The sequence below is a fragment of the Ochrobactrum sp. AN78 genome, assembly GCF_029909885.1.
Classification (GTDB): Bacteria; Pseudomonadota; Alphaproteobacteria; order Rhizobiales; family Rhizobiaceae; genus Brucella; species Brucella quorumnocens.
The window spans coordinates 138,029-154,938 of sequence record NZ_JASAMU010000006.1 but is presented as its reverse complement, the minus strand read 5'-3'; the positions used below and the strand labels follow the sequence as shown (position 1 = coordinate 154,938).

Genomic DNA, 16,910 nt, shown 5'->3' with positions numbered 1-16,910 from the left:
GAGCACTTAGGCGCGTTCGATCAAAGGCGCGTGTTCACGGCAGAACGTTTCAAATTCATCGGCACTGGCATAAGCCTTTTGCGTGCCGGGTCGGGTGATGGAATGAGCGGCATAAAGGGAGGCTTTGCGAAGCGCTGCTTCCACATCGCCCCTCTCTGCATAAAAGTGGGCAAACGAGCCGATAAATGCATCGCCTGCGCCTGTCGTGTCTTTCGGTGTGACTTTGACCGGCGGGATATTGACGATTTCAGTTGCGGTAATCATGCGTGCGCCACGTCCGCCCAGCGTCACGATGACCGTGCGGATGCCATGCGCAATCAGCGAGCGAGCGGCAACGACAATCTCATCATCCGTGCTGGTCGGAAGGCCAGACAAAAGAGCAAGCTCGCTCTCGTTAGGCACAAGGAAGGTCACTTGCCGGATGCGCTCCGGATCAAGATCAGCCGCCGCAGGCGCGGGGTTCAATATGGTTTCGATGCCATTTTCAGCCGCAAAAGCGATTGTGTGGTAGACGGTCTCGACCGGCACTTCCATCTGCATGAGGATCAGGCCGCATTCCTTCAGATCATCGGCAGCCTTGTCGACTTCGGCGGGCAAGAGGTCTGCATTTGCACCTTTGACGATCAGGATCGAGTTTTCGCCTGAAGGTTCGACGAAGATGGGGGCTACACCGCTCGACTTGCCCGATACTTTGAGAACGTGTCGCGTATCGACGCCAAAGCTGTTGAGATTGCGGATCGTGTTATCGGCAAAGACGTCGTCACCAACGCGCGTTACCATCATCACGTCGGCACCGAGACGTGCAGCTGCAACAGCCTGATTTGCCCCCTTGCCGCCGCAACCAATCTCGAAAGTCGGTGCTTCAAGTGTTTCGCCGGGGCCGGGCATACGGTTCACGTAGGTGATGAGATCCACCATGTTGGAGCCGACCACTCCGATCTTTCTGGTCATGAGAAGTTCCTTTGAAATTTCAGAGTGCCCTGATCTTGGCTTCAAACTGTTCAGCGGCAGGCTGATCGAGATAGCCAACGCGTACGGGGAAGATGGCGCGTTCACCCGACGCCAGTATCCGCACATTGTTCTTGGCTTTTTCGGCGAGATAGCCTTCCGGCTCGCAGGTGGAAGGCAGGGCAAAGGCTGCAACCTGCGCATCACCGTTGACGAGAATCCACCGCACAGTTTTTGGGAAAGCCTCAACCGGATAGGAGATCGCAAAGCCGTCGCCATCGGCTAACTGCATCATCTGATGGGTCTTGCCCTCAGCATCGGTTGGCAAGCCACGAATGTAGAAAACCTGCTCCGGATCGTAGCGTTCCGGCTCATCGAGCACTTCCATCACGGAAGGATCTGCGGCCAGTTCATCAATCAAGGAGAGGTATTCGTCATTGGGCGTCACATGGCCCGGAACGGCTGTACGAACCTGCACCTGATCCGGTATAAAAGCGACCGGCTGGACAATGCGTGCGTCTTCGTCATAGGCGAAATTGACGTGGCACATATACATCAGCTCCATCGGAGCCGATGACAGGTTCTCAACATCCATGGTGATGTCGAAAAGCGTTTCCTTCGCATGAAGCCGAACGCTTGGCCGAGCGAGATAATGCGCGCCAAAGCCCATGACATATTCATATTCGCCAGTGACTTCTACAAAGCTGCCATGTTCATCTGCGCCGAACAAAAGGCCTGCTTTGTCCATCTTTGCGCAGGCCATTTCACCATGCAGAAGGTGATTATCCTGCGGCGAAGGGCAGCCATTGCGCAAGATTCCGCTGTGAAAAGCAAAGCATCCATAAGTCTCGACGATGGTCGTTGCCGGACGCGGCATGGAGAAGCTGTTGCCCATGTTGAGATCAATGCCGTCGAACTCTGCGGCCCATACCATCTGCCCCATGAATGGAAGCACGATGATATTGCCGCGTTCGTTTTCGATCAGCAGAGCTTCGATGCCGCTTGGATAACGAAATGCCGTCACACTCAGCCCGTCTGCACTGGCAATGACATGCGGTTGTTCAACAAAGTCCTGACGACGAAGATGAAATTCAATATCCTGCATTTGGGATCACCTGCCTTGATTGCGCGAAGCATTGATCGCGATGACGAGGATGAGGAACGCGCCCCAGATGAAGTCGATCAGGTGGTTGGAAAACCGCATCATCTGGAAGCCGGAGGAAAGAAGCATGAGAGCGATCAGCGCTATGGCGATGCCCAAAACACGCCCTTTGCCACCAGCCGGATTGGTGCCACCCAGCACGGCGATCAGAACTGCCTGCAACAGATAGGACGCGCCATAATCGGATTTAGCCGCATTGGTACGTCCCGACAAAATGATCCCCGCAAGCGAGGCCAGAACGCCCGTCAGCATGTAGGAATAAAGGATCATGCGCTCTTTGCGGATGCCAGCAAACACGGCTGCGCGCGGGTTGGTGCCAATCAACATCAGATTGATACCAAGCGTGGTGCGCGTCAGCAAAATTCCGACGAGAATGCAGACGACAATGAACAGCAGGAAAGGTGTAGCGATGCCCATGATCTTGCCATTGCCTACCCAGTTCCACGCATCAGGAAAGCCGACGATGGCCGGTCCACCCGTGAGTACCAGTGCCAGTCCCATCAAGACTTGTCCGGTGCCTAGTGTTGCAAGGATTGGCGTGATCCGCAGTTTGGCAATCAGCAAACCATTCACCAGTCCGGATAAAAGGCCGATCAGCATGGCAAGCAGTATGCCGATGATGGTGTAGAACAACATTCCAGAGCCCGACGTCTGCGCCGCCTGTACCATGCTTGAGTGGAAATAGACGCCAGCGACAATGCCTGCCAGATTGGCAATGCCGACGACCGAAAGATCAATCCCGCCGGTCAACATCGCGATCATCATTGCGATAGCCAGGATGCCCAGCTCCGGCATGATGTAGCTGATGGATTCAAAGTTGTAGTAACGCAGGAACTTGTCCGGGTTCATCCATGTCATCAGTGCAAAAACAAGCACGGTGATAACAACGAGCTGGATGATATTGTTGTCTCCGCCAAGGATGCGGCGCATGTCGAAAGACTGTTTCATGTCGCTTTCTCCCTTTAGGCGATGCTTTTGCGATCACGCCATGCTGTGATGGCAGTGGCCGCAATGATGATGAGGCCAACCACAACGCGCTGCCATGTGGTGTCGACCTTCATGATGATGAGCGAGTTTTTGACCATCACGAGCATGAAGACGCCCATGAGTGTGCCGAGTACCGTTCCGCGACCGCCGAAAATCGACGCGCCACCGAGAACCACGGCTGCGATCACATCAAGCTCAAGGCCTACAAAATCGCGTGGATTGGCAAGCCAGATCATGGATGAATGCAGCAACCCCGCAAAACCTGCCAAGGCACCCGCCACGCAATAAACGAAGAAGATCGTGCGGCGCGTGTTAAAGCCGACGCGCTTTGCGGCTTCGGGCGAGCCGCCATAGGCATAAACACTGCGCCCGATCATGGTGTGAGTGAGGATCAGGTGGATCAGCAGGGCGAGCACCAGATAGACGAGGAACATCGCTGTGAGACCGAAGGTCGTGCCGGTAGCCGAGGTAAGCGAGATCACATCTGTCTTGCCAAACTCGATTAGCTCTTTGGGCATCTTGTTGATGTTGACGATGCTGGTGCCAACGAGACCCAGCACAAGGCCGCGCACAATGGAGCCGGTGCCGAGCGTCACGATCAGCGGGATCATCTTGAAGCGATGAATGATGAAGCCATTGAATGCGCCAAGCAGTAGGCCGATAAGCGTTGCTGCTACAAAAGGAATAAACACGCCGTCATAGCCAAGGTAAACCATGGCGCGGACGGTCAGATACATTGCGGCAATGGCAAAAGCCGTAAACGATACGTCGATGCCGCCGGAAATCATCACCAGCAGAACGCCAAGCGCCATGATGCCGATCACGACATTGGAACGAAGAAGCCCGAAAATATTATCCAGTGACCAGAAGGCCGGGTTGATAAGACCAATGATGATCATTGCGGCGAGAAGCACACAGGCAATGATGAATTCGGTACTGCGAAAGAATTTCATGTGCCGGTTCCTCAATTCAACGTCTTGAGCCGGTCATTGACGGCGTCTTCTGTCATGTTTTCACCGGAGAGTTCATCAACGAAACGTCCACGATGCATCACCAGCACACGATTGCAGTTCTGAACCAGTTCCGGCACATCATCGGAAATCATCAGAACGGCCAGACCTTCATCCTGAGCGAGTTTGCGGATGATGTTGTGGATCTGAGCCTTTGAACCCACATCCACGCCAACTGTTGGTCCGTTGAGGATCAGGATTTTAGCGCCAGTCAAAAGCCAACGCGCCAACACAACGCGTTGCGCGTTGCCGCCGGAGAGATGGTTGACGGGTGTATGCGGGCCGGGCGCAACAATATTCATTGCCGAGAACATATCGCGCGTCGTCGCATCGGCCTTTTTGCGGTTGATGAACAAGCTGCGCACGAATTTTTCAATCGAAGTCACAATGATATTGCGCTCAATCGACTGGGTGAGGAACAGCCCTTCCGTAAGACGATCTTCCGGCACATAAGCAACGCCGCAGGCAATACCTTCCTGCACGGTTTTAGGATGAACGGGCTTGCCGTCGATCCGCACGTTGCCGGTAAAGTCAGGCTTCATTCCAAAGAGAGCCAAGGCAAGTTCGGTACGGCCGGAACCGATCAGGCCGGAAATGCCAACAATCTCGCCTGCATGAAGCGTGAGGCTGGCTTTTTCCACTGAACCTGGAACCGAGAGATTGTCGACCTCAAGGCTCGGGACACTGGTCGCGCCGTCACGGGCAACCCATTGGTAGCTGTGTGCTGTCAGTTCCTGGCCCGTCATGGCGCGGGTGATCGCTGGTTCGTCAAACTCGTTAATCGGGCCTTCCGCGACTTTCTTGCCGTTGCGGAAAACAGTCAGCCGCTCGCTGATTTCCAGCATTTCACGCATCTTGTGGCTGACGAACAGCACAGCGATGCCCTGTGCCTGAATATCCCGCACGATCTTGAACAGCGCGTCGACTTCATGTCGGGTAAGCGCAGTGGTTGGTTCATCCATGATCAAAAGCCGCGCATCGGCCATAACGGCGCGCGCTATTGCAACGATCTGCTTGCCGGATGTTGGCAGGCTATCCACATCGGCATCCAGATCCATCTGAACACCGAGACGATCGAGCGCCTGCTGCGCAAGTTCGCGCACGCGCTTCCAATCGACAGCCTTACGACCTTCCATCAGAAATGTATTGATCGCGAGATTCTCCGCGACCGTCAGGTTACCGAACAGGGAGAAATCCTGATAAATCACCTGAATGCCGTGGTGCACGGATTTGACGGGATCAAGCTTGCCGACTGTCTTGCCGTCGATAAGGATTTCACCGTCTTCAGGCGTGTAAACACCAGACATGATTTTGATTACAGTGGACTTGCCAGAGCCATTTTCGCCCGCAAGGCAATGAATTTCGCCCGGCTTGATGGCAAGAGATACGTCGTCCAGCGCTTTAACGCCGCCGAAGCGCTTGCCGATATGGCGCAATTCGATGAGATTCTCAGTCATAAAGGCCTCGTGCAAGGCTGCAAATGCAGATGGAATGGGGAGAAAGAGGCGAGGGCCTCTTTCTCCTGTTCAGCAACGATTAAAAATCGTACTGATCCATGTTTTCCTTGGTTACGCCGACCCAGCCTGCGCCATAGAGCAGGTTTGGCTTGGAAGCATCGGGAGCGATCAGGCTTTCATAGCCAGGCAGGCCGAGATTTAGACCAGCCTTGATTTGCTCATTCTTCTTTTCAAGCGCTGCAACTGCCAGCATGTTCATGGCATAGCCTGCGACGGCCGGGTCCCAGAACTGAATGTACTGAACGTCGTCATTCTTGATGTATTCACCGGCCACCGACACAAGACCTGTGCCTGCGAAAGAGACTTTGCCCTTCAGGCCACCTTCGGCAATCAGACGGCCAGCGCCAGCAGAAGTTGGCATCGGAGCCCCGAGAATGCCGGTGATGTCCGGATAAGCGGTCATCGCTTCTTTGAGCTTGTTATAGTCGGTGTTTGCATCGTCATAGGTTTCGAGACGTTCGGTTGCCTGCGACATTTCCGGGAAATTGGCCTTCTGGTACTCAACGGCACCATCAACCCATTCCATCTGTGACTTCGAGGTCAGGCTGCCGACAGTAGCAACATACTTACCTTTGCCGCCCATCGACTTGCCGAGTTCCTTCATCAGGTTCGCGCCGTAAGCCTTGTTGTCGAAGGCTTCGATGTCATAGTCGACATTCTGAATGTTGGAAGCTTCATGGCTGACGACGACGATGCCGCGTTCACGAGCCTTCTTCAAGACTGGCTCCACGGCTTCAACCGAAAATGGCACGATGGCAATAGCGTCAACGCCCTGTGCGATCAAGTTTTCGACGATCTGCACCTGAGCTGCAGCATCTGCCTGGCTTGGGCCGACCATCCACACGTCGTTGCCGGTATCTGACTTGAACTGTTCAACACCATCACGCATACGGTCGAACCAGGCAATTCCGTCGACCTTAACAACCGTCGCAATCGTGTATTTCTTATCGTTTGCGGTTGTGATCAGATCTTTGTTGATCTTGGATGTATCGACGACGCCTTCAGCAAAAGCATGTGGCACGGCAACAGACATGGCAATAGCCATTGACGCGATAAACTTCTTCACCGGTATTTCCTCCCTGGAAATGAATAGCCCCCGCCTAAACGCATCATCGTCAGACGAGATTGGTGACTACTGATTTTTACGCTGGTGCTTCGCTGCTTGATGCTGACACCAGTGTCTCCTCCTTTGCAGCACTGAGCGCCGCAAATTCCTCTCTTTGGCGCTGGCTGCGTGTTGCGCTGCCGCTTGCCATAAATTCTTGTTGTCAGAACCTCCCGATAATGCGAATTATAATGTTACAATTCGATCATTATGTTTGGATCGTTTCATATTTCTGTTCGACCTGTCAAGTATGTGTCGTCGCAATTGCACCAATTGATGCAGCAAGCTAAACGAAGGTGAGCAGCAACCGAAATGGGGAATCAGTGAGCAGAATCAGCCGTAAAGACGAACGGATTGCCGAACTCGCAGCCCTAGTGGACGAAACAGGAGTCGTGCGTATTCGCGATGCGGCCTTGAGGCTCGGCGTGTCAGAAATGACAATCCGCCGGGATATAGGCAATGATACCGGACCGCTCAATTGTTTGGGTGGTTACATTATTCCTGTTCAGGATAATGGAAACGGCAGCGATTATGTCTTTGATTTTGAAAAAGACTGTCATGCCAACGCGAAGATTCTGGCATGTGCCGCTGCCGCCGCGCTCATCGAGCCGCATGATACCGTGTTCATCGATTGTGGCACGACAACACCGCATCTGGCGCAGTTGATTCCGCATAATCAGCACATCACTGTGGTTTGTTATTCCCTGAATGTTGCTGAGATTCTATCTCGTCGGGATGATGTCCGGTTGATCGTGCTTGGCGGTGTTTATCACCCCGAAGCGGCTTCATTTTCGAGTGACGAGGGCATTGAAGTTCTCAAGCGCGTGAATATCAACAAGGCTTTCATGTCAGCAGGCGGAGTGGATGATCAGCACGGTGTAACCTGCTCTCACTTTCATGAAGTGCCGGTCAAGCAGATGGCGATGCAGCGAGCTTTACAAAAGCATCTGGTCGTTGATGAAAGTAAATTCGGCAAGGTCCGCGCTGCGCGCTTTGCAGGGGTGGCGGATTTTAATTCAATTGTTTCAGGCTAAACAATTTGCGCTCAAAGCCTTCGGGGGCTGATTTTCAGGAGATCTTGTTGCAGTTCAAGTTTTCTCTGACGGCACTCATCACCGCCATTGCTCTCTTCCTCGCGTTAGCGGCTTTAGCCACAGCGGGGGCTGGCTTGGGCTGGATAAGAAGCTTTCTGGGCGATGTGATCGCAGTGATCTTTGTCTATTCCGCTTTGCGCATCATGATTGATGGGAACAGGATCTTGTTGGCCGTTGCAGCCTTCTTGATTGGTGTCGCCATCGAGCTGGGTCAATATCTCGCAAAGATTACCGGTATCGAAATTGGCAATCGAGCACTGAGGATCATCCTCGGAGCTACACCGGACTGGCTTGATGTGCTGGCCTATGGCATCGGTGCCGTGCTGATCATTGCATGTCTTGAGTTGTGCGGAAGATTGAAGTTTTCTCGTCGAACCTGAGTTTTTTGTTATCAAACTTTCTTTGAACACAATATCATTCTATACATCTCGGCATAGGCATTGCTGATGAGCGCTGGAACGCGTCTGTCGCTCGCAATAGCCTTCATCAATTGACGCTTTTGACCACGGATGTACTGGCACTGGTAGACATTGATGATCAGGAAGGTCGGTGCATTTTTGCCCCGGCCTTTTTTGTTGCGCTGATTTGCTTGGGCCTACGCATTAGAGCGCCGTGCGCCCTCTTGGGCGCACAAAGGTCGCTCTAACACTTTATATCTACAGCATAATTTTACCTTAAACTGATTCAAGTTTAAAGAATTATGCTGTAGAGCGTGTCGCGCTTGATCGCACCCACGGCACTCGCTCTAGGATTGCGGTGAATTCTCTGAAAATTCCAATGATATACATTGCCCCCAAAAGGCGAATGGTCTGAAGCTTATGTCGCCCGGTTCAGGTGTCGACACGCTGTTCGGCGGCTTCATCTTCAATCTGATCGGTCCACAGCCTATGCCATGTGCGTCCGCCGGTTTTGGCGTGGCTGGACTGATCGCCATCATCGAAACACGGGAGCGCAATGCTCAATGACAATTGCATATCTCGGCGCTCGAATGTGTTCGGCTGTTCGTGTCGCTATAAGAGATATTGTTCCATCGCAGCAACCAGCTGATCTGGGGCCGCATCGGCAGAATGTCTCTCAGAGAATTAGATTAAGCGTGTTCTGCAGTGAAGTAAACGTAACAATTAATATTATTAATGTTTAATATTAAGAATAATATCCCGGATTGATTAACGTTATTTTTATGATATCCATTCAAATAATAAGTATATTGAAATCAAAATTAATATTTAATTAGTTTAGTAATATAAAATATATTTATTTAAGATTTATTTTGAATACTAATTTAACGCAGCTTTGAATTTTCGACTTATGGTCTGTGGAGCAGGAATATTAATGCCAAGCATCAAAATATTAAATCACAGCCAAATTGCACTAAGGTCAGGTGCTTCTCTCGCGGCCCTCGTACTGGGTTGCGCCATGCTGTTGTCCTCGGCTGCTTTCGCCGATCCTTCGATTACCTATACCGGTAGCGTTTCACCACCCCCGCCAGCAGGAGTGACCAACTGGGATCTGTCGGACGAGAGTCTGATAGTCGGGGATTCCGGCTCAGGTACACTGGATATTCGAGGCGGAGCAACCGCGTCCGGCGATACAATTTTTATAGGATACAACAATTCTTTTTGGGGCTCTGCATCCATTACAGTTGATGGCAAAGGCTCCACTATTAAAACTACTCATATATATTTGGGTTCCGGTAGCTCTGGCGACACCGGAGTGCTAACGATCAGCAACGGCGGCTGGGTGGATGCCAATTCCGATGATGCCGCTTCGATTATGGTTGGCGATGCAAGCGGGACGACGGGCAGCATAAATGTTATCGGGCAAGGCTCCTCGTTGAATTCCAACAACGTGATTATCCTCGGTTTTTTGGGCGCCGGAGAGCTCACAATTGCTGACGGAGGTCAAGTAACAGGCTACCAACTTTATTTAGGAAATACACAACAAGGTGTAGGTACAGCCACCATCTCTGGTGCCGGCTCAGCCTGGAACGGTCAGCATGGGGTCTGGGTCGGGCAATTCGGTACAGGCACACTTAATCTCTCTGATGGTGGACGCATCAACGACAACTCCCTACAAATAGCCTATGATACCGGCACCCGTGGAACAGTGAATGTTGGTGGTGCTGCTGGTGAAGCTGCAAAAGCTTCCGGCAATCTGAATGTTAACACAATTGTCTTTAATCGGAACGGTGGCGGCAGCAACGGCGTTCTGAACTTCAATACGACGGATGGGACGACGGTTCGCGCAGCGATCAGCGGCAAGGGCACGATCAACCAGATTGCTGGAACGACTGTCTTTACGGGTGATAATTCTGCTTATACCGGCACGATGAACATAACTGGCGGCATGTTGCAGCTTGGTGATGGTGGCACGAGCGGTGATCTCGCGGTTGATGTTAGCGCGGGGACGGATGCGACGCATAAGGGCGTGTTGGCCTTTAATCGTTCCGATGATGTGACATTCTCGAATGTAATCAGCGGTACGGGTTCAGTCACCCAAATGGGAGCCGGCACGACCACGCTGACCGAGGATAATACTTATTCCGGCGGTACGACGATTGCAGGCGGCACACTTTCGGTCTCGTCTGATGCCAAGCTTGGCAATGCAGATGGTGGGCTGACGCTCGATGGCGGTACGCTGCAGGTTACTGGTACACAGTATACGTCGACAGATCGCACCATGACGCTTGGCAGTCATGGCGGCGGGTTTGACATCGCCGATGCCAGCAATAGCTTTGCCGTTACGCAAACACTTTCCGATGATGGTCGTGTCTGGAAGCGCGGCGATGGTACATTGCTCCTTTCCGGCGGCAACAGTTTCTCTGGTGGTCTGACGGTCGAGAAGGGCACAGCACAGGCGGGTGCCGCTGATCATGCCTTCGGTTCTGGTCTTCTAACGGTCAATGATGGCGCAAAAGCTGACCTTGCCGGTTTCAACACCACCGTTGGTGGTCTGGCGGGCGCGGGCAATGTGGCGATGAGGTCCGGCGATCTCACTCTTGATCAAGCGATCGATACGACATTTGCCGGTGTAATCGATGGTTCGGGTTCTCTGACCAAGAATGGTCTTGGTGACCTGACTCTTTCGGGAACCAGCAGCTACAGTGGCGCAACGAATGTTAACGAAGGCAAACTCATACAGGCTGCACAAGGCGCTTTGTCTGGTGCATCTGTTTACACGGTTGCAAATGGCTCAGGCATTGACCTTGGTGGCTTCTCGACGTCGATGGCTGCGCTCATCAATGACGGTCATGTCAATTTTGGCGGCAATGGCGGCACTGCACTGAATGTGACAGGCAATTATGCTGGCAACGGCGGCATGATGACGATCAATACGGTTCTGGGCGGTGACGATTCCAAGACCGATATGCTGAAAGTCGGCGGCAACACGTCCGGTTCCACGAAGCTCTATGTCAACAATGTCAGCGGCACAGGTGCGCAGACGGTCAATGGCATTAAGGTTGTCGATATTGGCGGCAACTCTGGTGGGACTTTTTCGCTCGCCAACAGCTATCAGACCAAAGATGGCCAACAGGCGGTGGTGGGCGGCGCTTATGCCTATACGCTGCAGCACGGCGGCACCAATACACCGGATGACGGTGACTGGTATCTCTCAAGCCACGTCGATGGTCCAAATCCCGGCCCTGATCCAGAACCTCGTTACAGTGCGGGTGTGCCAGTTTATGAAGGCTATGCGCAGAATATGCTGGCGCTCAACAAGTTGCCAACCCTCCAGCAACGCGTGGGCAACCGCTACTGGACCGGAGAGAACGGCAATGGTGCAGATAATGGTGCCGTTGTGGACAATTACGGCATTTGGGCGCGCGTCGAAGGAGCACATAACCGTCTGGAACCGGACACCTCTACATCGCGCATGAAGCAGGACATCAACACGCTTACAATGCAGGCGGGCGTTGATGGCCAATTCTATGAGGGTGAGAACGGCAAACTGATCGCTGGCATCACTGGCCAATACGGACATGCCAAGGGCGACGTCTCTTCTTTCCATGGTGATGGCGATATCAGCACCGATGCTTGGAGCCTTGGTGCTACGGCCACCTGGTATGGCAATGACGGTCTTTATGTCGACGGTCAGGCACAGGTGACGTGGTTCGACAATGATCTCAACTCCACCACGGCCAATAAAGGTCTTGCTGATGGCAGCAAAGCAACCGGCTATGCGATGAGCCTTGAAGCCGGTCAGCGGTTTGCCATCAATCAGAGCTGGTCTCTGACACCGCAGGCACAACTGATGTGGTCTTCAATCGATGCGGATGCGTTTCATGATACTTGGGGCAGCCGGGTCAGCTTGCATGATGGCGACAGTCTGACTGGTCGCATCGGCCTTGCCGCCAATTATCGCAATGACTGGAAGAACGATGACGGCATGACTGTCAACACCAATGTCTATGGCATTGCCAATCTCTATCAGCAGTTCCTGGGCGGTACGACAGTCAACGTGGCAGGGGTTGATTTTGACACCGACAATGACAAGACCTGGGGCGGGATTGGTGCTGGCGGCACTTATGCCTGGGCTGACAATAAATATGCCATTTATGGCGAGGGCTCCATCAACACGGCCCTCAATCACTTCGCTGACAGTTATGCGCTCAAAGGGACCGTTGGGTTCAAAGCCAAGTGGTGAACGAATTCTGCTAATAAGAGACTATGCTATTAAAAAGATATGGCCCCGGAGATGGGGCCATATTTGTAGGTAGACTTTGAGAAGATGAGATTTAGGAAACAAAGCTCGTATTCTAACGGCTCTTTTGAAAGGTTATGGTTGGCACGTCGCGCACCTTGACTTTGGACCCACTTACTTAAAGCGTGATTTGAGTGAAAGTGCGTTCTTGGTTGCATTTCGGGCGGGGCCTCGGCCACAAATTTTTCTAAAGGAATGCAGCGTTAGAGCGTGTCGCGCTTAATCGCACCGATGGCGCTCGCTCTGGATTCTTTTAACTTTCGCATGTGCGTGGGAGCTCAAATGAATCCATTTGAGCGCGACATGCTTTAGGACGGCGTGGATTCTCCAGCCGGCATGGAAGAACCAAAAGCTATCGCCTTACTCGAAATATACCCCTTCAATAGAAACTCCCCTTCTTTCCGATGTAGTGTTTACCCTTTTAACAGTTACCAAATTTCAGTGATGGTTTTTCCTGACACTTTACTGTCCTGTATTAGCGGTAAGTGTATTTGGGGCAGGGGAATCAGAATGAAACTAGTATCCATGTTGGCTTTGGCATCGAGCACCTGTCTTTCAGCAGGACTTTTGTCCGGCATTTTTTCCGGCTCTGCTCACGCATTCACGCCCCATGAAATTCATGATGCCAATGGCAATAAAGTTTTTGACCTGCATCTGTTCTATCCAAATGATGGAACTTATGATGGGGAAAAGCCGTCGAGTTGGGTTTTTGATCCCGCAACGCTAGACCGTATCTATTCAGCAGCTCAATACTGGTCAGATATTATAAAGATTAGACCGGGAATAAACCCCGCCATCATCAATATCGGTACAGAAGAAGAAGAAAACGCATTTGCATACAGCCCTATTGCCACAGAGGTGAATGGCGCCGGCACACTGGTCAATGCGGCTTTAAACAATGGCTTGATCGATCCGGCACAACTCCTCGACGGAGCGCATGGGATGATATCAATTGGCAAGATGGATTGGGATTGGGAGCAGCCATTTGTTCCATCACAACTGATTCAGACCTCTCAGGTAGATATGACCAGTACGCTCATTCATGAAATGGCGCATGCGCTGGGTATATCGGCTTCGGTCAATTACGATCAACAACCTGGCGCTCCGGTGGAAGCGGAATTCCAATCTGTACTCAATGCCTGGAGCAGCCATTTGATCGATGGTAATGGCAAGGCAGCGGCAGCCAATCAGACCATAATCTGCAATTATTGTTACGCCGCCGAGGAAGGTGCAGACACTTTTGATGTCAGTGCTGGTTGGGCTTACTTTTCCGGCTCTCACGTGGATGAGGTTCTCGACGGCGCAATGCCGGGCATCCCACTGCGCGTTGACTCAAGTCTGCAGCCTGGAAGACTGGATCAGCCTTTTTCGCATATCGAGCTGAGAAACAGCATGATGAGCCATCAGCAATATTCCAACTATATGTCGTTGATGGAGGCTGAATTCGCGGCGCTGCAGGATATTGGCTATACGATTGATCGTCGCAATTTATTTGGATACTCGGTCTATAACGATGGCGTCACGCTTCTCAATGACAATCCTTTCTTTGCCCGTAATAGTGAAGGTACTGGCTATATTGCCAATACATTCAACACGGCAACGATGGGCCTTGGCTTGCATGTCTATGGCAGTGACAACACCGTAATCCAACGCGCCGATTTGCTCTCTGCAGGTGCTGGCGGCGCAGGCATTCGTGTCGATGGTATTGGCAATGATTTGATCATTTTACCTGGCACACGCGTCTATGCTGACGGTTTAAATGGCCTTGGCGTTATGTTTGCCTATGGAAGAGATCACACTCTGACACAGCGCGGCGATGTCGAGGCGCTGGGTGAAAACGGTATCGCGGTCAGCTTTGACTTTGGTCACAATTCTATGGGTGACGATACTGAATATCGTGGCTCTTACTTTGTCACTTCGCAGGTGGCTGATCTCGAAAACTATTTTCCCGACTATTATGCAGCAGCGCTCGCCGAAGTCAGCGGTCCGCTTGTCTCAACGTTCGACCTGACGGGGCGAGTGGCAGGAAGCAGGGCCGCGATCTATATGTCGGACAATGCCTATGTCGGTGAAATCAATGTGATGCAGGGAGCAAGCATTACTGGTGACATTGTTTCCAATTATCGGGAAATGGATGAGAATAACGATCTGCGTTTGACCCAGCTTCGCTTCGGACTGGAAGCTGATGATCAGGGGAAAGCCACCGATAACACGGACGCAAATTTCAATATCAGTTATGCTGACAACATTACTGGCGATAACCTGTCGCTGCAGTTTTGGGGTGGTTCATCAACCCTTACTGGCAATCACGATCTTTACGAAGTTATTGTGGGTCAAGAAGCGACACTTGCAGGTCGTGGTCAGTACCGGATCAATGACGATCGTTACTTCGTTAATCGAGGGACCTTGTTCTCATCTCTGCCGGGCAGTGCCATCTTCATTGATGGCAATTATGAGCAGTCCGATAGTGGCAGACTGCAACTGGCCTTTAATAACCAGAAGCATATCAGCAACCTGATCGTGACTGGAGGTGCCGATCTCGACGGCACCTTAAGCTTTGCGCCCGAGCGCGGATTCTATGGCAATGGTTTCAGCATTACTTCGGATCTGTGGCTGCAGGCCAATACGGTGAATGGTGCTTTTACCGAAGTCACCACCACGCTTGCCTCGCCAACACTGAATGCAACCGCGACCGATAATGGCAATGCATCCTATACCGTCTCTCTGAGCCGTGATGTTCATGCCTATGAACAATACGCCGGTAGCGAAAACGCCCACAATGTGGGGAATGTTCTGGACAGGCTTGTTGTTAATCCCTCGCCACAGCTCGAACCGCTTATCGCAGCTCTGGATTTCTCAGCCACTGACGGTTCAACCATTCGTTCGGCATTGCCGCAATTGAGCGGCGAGGCCTATGCATCCGCGAACGGGGTATTGATCAACGCCAGCGGGGCGACACGTTTGTCGGTCACTAACCGTCTGTCGCAGGCATTTGGCGGTACGCCAGTCAATCCGGTTTCAGTACTTGCCTTCGCTCCGCAACAAAAATCAACTCAAGCTGCAGGCGCTATTGATAAAGTCGCGTCTGAGACAAACAGTTCGGAAGATCTTAACCGCTATGCAGCTTGGGGAACTGTGTTTGGTAGTTGGGCAAGCCAGTCGGGTGATGACAATGCTGCTCGCACCAAATCCACACTGGGTGGTTTCATTTCCGGTATTGACGGCAGTGTCTATGATAACTGGCGGCTCGGCGTTATGGCGGGTTACAGCCGTTCTACCTTTAAAACTGCGAGCCTCCATTCTTCCGGCTCCAGCGATAATTATACATTGGGTGCCTATACAGGAACTGAATGGGCCGCGGCACAGGGCTCCATCGGTCTGCGCACCGGTCTGAGCTATTCCTGGCATAATATTGAATTGAGCCGTTCGGTCAGCTTCAATGGATTCTCCGACAACCTGTCGGCTGACTATAATGCCGGTACTTTCCAAGCCTTTGGCGAACTTGGGTATAAGTACAATCTCAGCCAGCGTTCTACTCTAGAGCCTTACGCCAATCTTGCTTATGTGCATGTCAGAACTGATGGCTTTACAGAAAGCGATCAGAATGGTGCCGCGCTCGCGGTTCAATCTGGTAGCATGGATACAACACTGTCGATGCTCGGCATTCGTGCAGCGACCAGCTTTAATCTTGGCAACGCCCTCACAACCGTCCGCACGGATCTCGGTTGGAGGCATGCCTTTGGCGATGTAATCCCAACGTCAACGGCGAGCTTTGCGGTGGGCTCCAACGCCTTCACGTCGGATGGCAATTCGATTGGCAGGGATACAGCTTTCATCGAAGCCGGGCTCGATTTCGCGATGACACCAACTACCAAGCTTGGGGTTGCTTATCAGGGACAATTTGGCTCGGGTTATATTCAAAACGGCGTTAATGCCAATTTTAGCGTGAAGTTTTGAATCGGAGCAGGCATTGGGTGCTGTAAAATGGGGGCGCCTGAAGGGGCTGAAGAACGCAAGCCTATTCGTGCAAGGCGCAACCCAACGCAGCCCTAGCAACTGTTGCTAGTTTTGAGTTGTCTTTCTCATACGAGTTTTGTGAGGTGGGCGATTCCGGGCAATCACGAGATCTGTGGGAAATAAAATCGAAATGTGATTCGAGCGTTCTACAGAGAATCCATCGCCTGTATCTCCGCCATGGCTAAGTATGTGTGGACCGCCCGCACATATGATTCTCCCGAACAGGACAAAATAGGGCGCAAATTCTCAGTGTCGAGATGGTCTATTCTTCAGAGCCAGTTCGAAGGATATTTTAGGGGGGGACGTATGTGGGCTCTTAAGCCGGAGAGGTTCATTGAACCTATGGGAAACTTTATATTTTCGATCTAA

11 protein-coding genes are annotated in these 16,910 nt (G+C 52.1%); 5 read left to right on the top strand and 6 right to left on the bottom strand.

Going from position 1 to position 16,910, the window contains the following annotated elements:
• Positions 1-6: 6 nt before the first annotated feature.
• The 6 genes from rbsK to QBD00_RS13220 all read right to left on the bottom strand — a co-directional run bounded on the left by rbsK (position 7) and on the right by QBD00_RS13220 (position 6,690).
• On the bottom strand, positions 7-951 hold the full coding sequence (gene rbsK / locus QBD00_RS13245) for a ribokinase (RefSeq protein ID WP_095446424.1): 945 nt from the start codon (positions 949-951) through the stop codon (positions 7-9).
• A 19-nt stretch (positions 952-970) separates the two neighbouring features.
• Positions 971-2,053 (bottom strand): aldose 1-epimerase family protein, encoded by a 1,083-nt coding sequence (locus QBD00_RS13240; protein ID WP_318579731.1) that lies wholly within the window; start codon positions 2,051-2,053, stop codon positions 971-973.
• A 6-nt stretch (positions 2,054-2,059) separates the two neighbouring features.
• On the bottom strand, positions 2,060-3,058 hold the full coding sequence (locus QBD00_RS13235; RefSeq protein ID WP_151095497.1) for an ABC transporter permease: 999 nt from the start codon (positions 3,056-3,058) through the stop codon (positions 2,060-2,062).
• Positions 3,059-3,072: 14 nt separating this feature from the next.
• Positions 3,073-4,050 carry an ABC transporter permease gene (locus QBD00_RS13230; protein ID WP_095446427.1) on the bottom strand — a complete coding sequence of 326 codons (978 nt, stop codon included), beginning with the start codon at positions 4,048-4,050 and terminating at the stop codon, positions 3,073-3,075.
• A gap of 11 nt (positions 4,051-4,061) precedes the next feature.
• On the bottom strand, positions 4,062-5,564 hold the full coding sequence (locus QBD00_RS13225; protein ID WP_318579730.1) for a sugar ABC transporter ATP-binding protein: 1,503 nt from the start codon (positions 5,562-5,564) through the stop codon (positions 4,062-4,064).
• Between the two features lie 79 nt (positions 5,565-5,643).
• Complete coding sequence (locus QBD00_RS13220) at positions 5,644-6,690, bottom strand: autoinducer 2 ABC transporter substrate-binding protein (RefSeq protein ID WP_167388294.1); 1,047 nt, start codon at positions 6,688-6,690, stop codon at positions 5,644-5,646.
• 362 nt (positions 6,691-7,052) lie between these two features.
• On the opposite strand from QBD00_RS13220, the gene QBD00_RS13215 reads away from it, so the two are divergent.
• From QBD00_RS13215 to QBD00_RS13195, 5 genes are all read left to right on the top strand, one after another.
• Positions 7,053-7,763 (top strand): DeoR/GlpR family DNA-binding transcription regulator, encoded by a 711-nt coding sequence (locus QBD00_RS13215; protein ID WP_151095488.1) that lies wholly within the window; start codon positions 7,053-7,055, stop codon positions 7,761-7,763.
• A 47-nt stretch (positions 7,764-7,810) separates the two neighbouring features.
• On the top strand, positions 7,811-8,203 hold the full coding sequence (locus tag QBD00_RS13210; RefSeq protein WP_318579729.1) for a DUF2809 domain-containing protein: 393 nt from the start codon (positions 7,811-7,813) through the stop codon (positions 8,201-8,203).
• Between the two features lie 438 nt (positions 8,204-8,641).
• A complete protein-coding gene (locus QBD00_RS13205; protein WP_318579728.1) occupies positions 8,642-8,788 on the top strand; it encodes a hypothetical protein in 147 nt (48 codons plus the stop codon).
• Between the two features lie 451 nt (positions 8,789-9,239).
• Positions 9,240-12,467: an autotransporter outer membrane beta-barrel domain-containing protein gene (locus QBD00_RS13200; protein WP_318579727.1), complete on the top strand. Its 3,228-nt coding sequence runs from the start codon at positions 9,240-9,242 to the stop codon at positions 12,465-12,467.
• 567 nt (positions 12,468-13,034) lie between these two features.
• Positions 13,035-16,481: an autotransporter domain-containing protein gene (locus QBD00_RS13195; RefSeq protein WP_318579726.1), complete on the top strand. Its 3,447-nt coding sequence runs from the start codon at positions 13,035-13,037 to the stop codon at positions 16,479-16,481.
• Positions 16,482-16,910 lie beyond the last annotated feature (429 nt).